Origin of the sequence: Bacillus badius NBRC 15713 (genome assembly GCF_001591605.1) — a bacterium.
Taxonomy (GTDB): domain Bacteria; phylum Bacillota; class Bacilli; order Bacillales; family Domibacillaceae; genus Pseudobacillus; species Pseudobacillus badius.
This window is the reverse complement of the sequence record NZ_BCVF01000083.1, coordinates 1-3,726: the sequence shown is the minus strand read 5'-3', so window position 1 is coordinate 3,726 and position 3,726 is coordinate 1. Positions and strand designations below refer to the sequence as shown.

General features: G+C 37.7%; 4 protein-coding genes. 1 reads left to right on the top strand and 3 read right to left on the bottom strand.

Translation table 11 applies throughout. The features are described from left to right. Positions 1 to 335: 335 nt before the first annotated feature. Positions 336 to 791 (top strand): replication/maintenance protein RepL, encoded by a 456-nt coding sequence (locus tag BBA02S_RS19615; protein ID WP_041114686.1) that lies wholly within the window; start codon positions 336 to 338, stop codon positions 789 to 791. Between the two features lie 74 nt (positions 792 to 865). On the opposite strand, the gene mobV is transcribed toward BBA02S_RS19615, so the two are convergent. From mobV to BBA02S_RS19600, 3 genes are all read right to left on the bottom strand, one after another. Further along, positions 866 to 2,074 carry a MobV family relaxase gene (gene mobV / locus BBA02S_RS19610; RefSeq protein WP_082040304.1) on the bottom strand — a complete coding sequence of 403 codons (1,209 nt, stop codon included), beginning with the start codon at positions 2,072 to 2,074 and terminating at the stop codon, positions 866 to 868. A 392-nt stretch (positions 2,075 to 2,466) separates the two neighbouring features. After that, positions 2,467 to 2,931, bottom strand: a complete 465-nt coding sequence (locus tag BBA02S_RS19605; protein WP_052477471.1) for a VanZ family protein — start codon at positions 2,929 to 2,931, stop codon at positions 2,467 to 2,469. 88 nt (positions 2,932 to 3,019) lie between these two features. After that, positions 3,020 to 3,523: a hypothetical protein gene (locus tag BBA02S_RS19600; RefSeq protein ID WP_041114687.1), complete on the bottom strand. Its 504-nt coding sequence runs from the start codon at positions 3,521 to 3,523 to the stop codon at positions 3,020 to 3,022. Between the last annotated feature and the right edge of the window lie 203 nt (positions 3,524 to 3,726).

The window sequence follows — 3,726 nt, the reverse complement described above, 5'->3', positions numbered from 1 at the left end:
GGTTTTTGGCGGTATCCTATTCAGAGCAAGCTCATCACCGATATTCCTCGTTTTGGGTATGGTGAGCTTGGCGAATAACCAGCACCGCCAAAAAATGCGGAGAGCAAGGGGGAAAAGGTGGAGATTTTTTTGAGTGTTTTTCTCAAAAAAATACTACCTGAACCTTGCTTGGAGCATAGCTTTTTTTACAGATACAGAAGGGGCCTTCTGAAAAGTCAATAATACCAAGGGTTTAAAGGTTGACCTATATATCTCCTGTGATATAAACTATAGCTGTAGAGATATATATCTCAATAGATATAGTTTATATATTTTGAGGGGGGGCGAAATACATAATGAATCAGGAAGAATATAAACGTTTACAAAAGACAAAAATGCTACACGCTAATGTTGATCCTGAAACCGGTGAAATTGTCAGTCTTACAATGCCTTACAAACCCATGAAATCGAATTTAGGAGGTGGTTGGCTAGCTATGTACCAAGATCCTTTAAGCTGGATGGCAGACGCTAAATTGAGTTACGAAGAATATCGAGTGATACTGAAATTATTAGGAAAATTGGATTTTGAAAACTATATACGAGTGACTCAAACAGAAATTGCTAAGGATTTAGGAATGCAACAATCAAATGTAGCAAGAGCAATAAAAGGCTTATTAGAACAAGATATTATAAGAAAAGGCCCCAAAGTAGGCAATTCAAATACGTACCGTCTAAACCCTCACATCGGACACAAAGGGCAAAATATTAATCAAACTAAAAAAGAGTACGATCACTTAAAAAGAATCAAATAAAAATGAGTTAGAGCACTTAAAAATCCGTTAAGTGATGGACTTTCTAGTGCTCTAACTCATTTTTAAATCTTTTTTCATCTTTCGAGCTCAGTATTCCTTTCACGAGCTTTTTCGCGCTTGTATAAGCGTTCAAATTCGCTTCCAATGACTTTCTCCTTAACCTTGCCTACAAAATCCTTAAAAACGTTTTTAAAGGCTCTCACGCTCTCTGTACGCTCTTTTAAAAACTCTTTGGTACTTTGATATAAAAAATGAATTTCCTGCCGTAATTCGTGATTCTGAGAACGCAGAGAATAGTTTTCCTCGTTCAGCCGTTGATTTTCCCTCTCTTTTTCTTTCAAGCCTTTTAAAGTCCCATTCAACTGACTGGCCAACTTCTGATTTTCTTTGGCAAGGTCCATACGAAGAATTTTCTCCATCCGGCTTTTCAGCTGCTTGTTATCTCTGGCAGCTGCCACCAACTGCTTGAATTCCTTTTCAGGCACAAGAATATTACCAGTCGGCTTTTTCTTGATCTCTTTTTTGGGAATGCCGAACAAATTTCTTTCCTCCGTTTTGACCTCCACTTTTTTCATTTCTCTTTTGGCAGAAATTCGAACCTCGTCCGAAATTTCTTCGTTTAAGGTTAACAATTCATTTTTCTTACCCGAAAGCTTTTTTTCTAGTGAAGCAATCTCTTTTTCAAGCTGTTCCTTCGCTGTTTTTCGCTTGAAATCTTGGACCGATAAATGCTCACGATCAAATCCCTTTTCTCCTCGCTCCAATTCAAAACCCATCTTCTGCATATGTTCAGGAAACTTGTCTTGAAGCCAAAGCAGCTCCTGGCGATTAAACACGTTTTTACTTTGAAGTCTGCCATCACGCATAGGAACCACCCCCATATGCATATGAGGTGTTTTTTCGTCCATGTGCACGACCGCATAAGCGATATTCTGTTTTCCATATCGCTCTTGAAAAAAAGTTAGACTGTCTTCAAAAAATTTTCTTGTCTCGTCCGGATCAAGCCGATCAAAAAATTCCCTGTCAGACGTGATTAGCAATTCGTTAACGAGCACAGCATCTTTTCTCGTTTTCCTCGTTCCTGTTTTTTGCGATTCAATGATTTCTTTCACTCGCTTATTAAAGTCGATGGGATCCTCATTGACCAAATCATAATTTTGATAGGAGCGCTCTTTGTCAATGTCGGGATTCGTCCGGCTCTCCCGTTCGCGTTGATGATGAAACTGCATCCCCTTCAAATCGTACGCCTTCATCTTCTCCATATGAACGACTGCATAGCTCAATTTTTCGCACTCCTTTCGACGCCCCAGAGCACCCTTTTCCGGCATCTACTTCCAGGTAAAGTATATCACACTATACTTTACCTTCGTAAAGAGTGTGCTCTGCGAGGCTTTTTTCGGCAAGCCGAAAAGCCATGCCTAAGCATGGCCAAAAACAATCCTTGGGCGCCGCCCAAACCCGCTGGGGAACCCTTCCCCAGACCCCCTATAACAAACTCCCCCATCCCCCTCACCTTTGAGGGGGCTCCCTCGCCGGTAGGCAGGAATCGAATGTTTTCGATTCAATGCCAAGAGGGTTTAGGATAGAAGAATCTGTCAACTCCTTATCCTCATTCCGCTATCGCTTCATTCCGGTACCGTTGACAGATGCCAATGGTTCTTCTTTTTATAACTTTTTAAGAGACTATTTTAAAAGCATTCTTGCATGTTACAAATAGCATAAAACCTATAAAACAACTTAGTTGGTTTAATATAATATCATCTACATCAAAACTGCCTAAAAAAGAGATTAGTTGGATAATCTCTATACTGCATATCAAAAATAAACAAGAAATCATAGTTTTAATTATATTTCTTTGAGAAGGAAAAGCGAGAGGTATTATGAATCCCATAGGTACAAAAGGAATAATATTACCTAGGATATTTATAAAGGGTACTCCTGAATTCACATCACTTACATAAGTGTCAATCGTTCTAAAAGGAACTAAGTTTACAGCTGATTCTCCTGCAGCTCTCCGCTCAGTATTGGATTGTATAGTATCTATAACACCGTTTATATTTCCATTAAACTTAATCACTATAAAGTTAAGTAGCATTAATATGTAGAGAATAAATACACCTTTCCAAATAGTTCTAGACATTTTTGGGAACCTCCAAAATTTTAAATTAAAAAGAACATCGAAAAGTTACGATGTTCTTTTTTCTTTAAATAATTATGCTATTAAATTACTAAGAAATGGAACCATTAAATGAATAAGTATTGCTATTTAATGGCACTGAAAACTTAACATAGTATTTTGTAGAAGAGCTTAAACCAGAAAAGCTGGCGGAACCAGATCCTTTTGAAATAGTAATTGTTTTACCAGCAACCTTTTTACCAGATGAATTATATACAGTAAGTGTAAGAGAGTTAGAAGTCCCCCCATGCGAGTTCAAAACTTTCCAATTTTTAACGGATATTTTCATTGTTGTTTTGCCTTTAATAAACTTATCTGTATAAACTTGTGCGCCTACTTTTGAAACCTGGTAATTGTAGGTACTTACTGAAATATCATGTGTAGAAGCACTACTAGTAGGTGGGTTCATACCATAAGGTTGCATACTACCGATTTCTGAATCAGAAGGGGCAATAGGAACCAGTTGATTCAAGGTACTAGCTTCAGTTTGCGAATTCAACGCTACTGGACTAAATAATAATGCAGATGAAAGTAAAACTGTTGCAATTTTTTTCATTCTAATCCTCCTAATATGCGGAATTTTTTCCATAAATTACATTATAACGTTTCTACTAGTTGAATCAACTCTGAATTTTTGTTTAAAAATTTTTCCTTCCTTGTTTTGGGGAGGTAGCTGGCTAGTCGTGTGGGGGCTAAACCCCACGAATTTAACGTTACAATGCTTTGTTAAAGAGCTTTTTCTCGATCGGAAGCACTTGC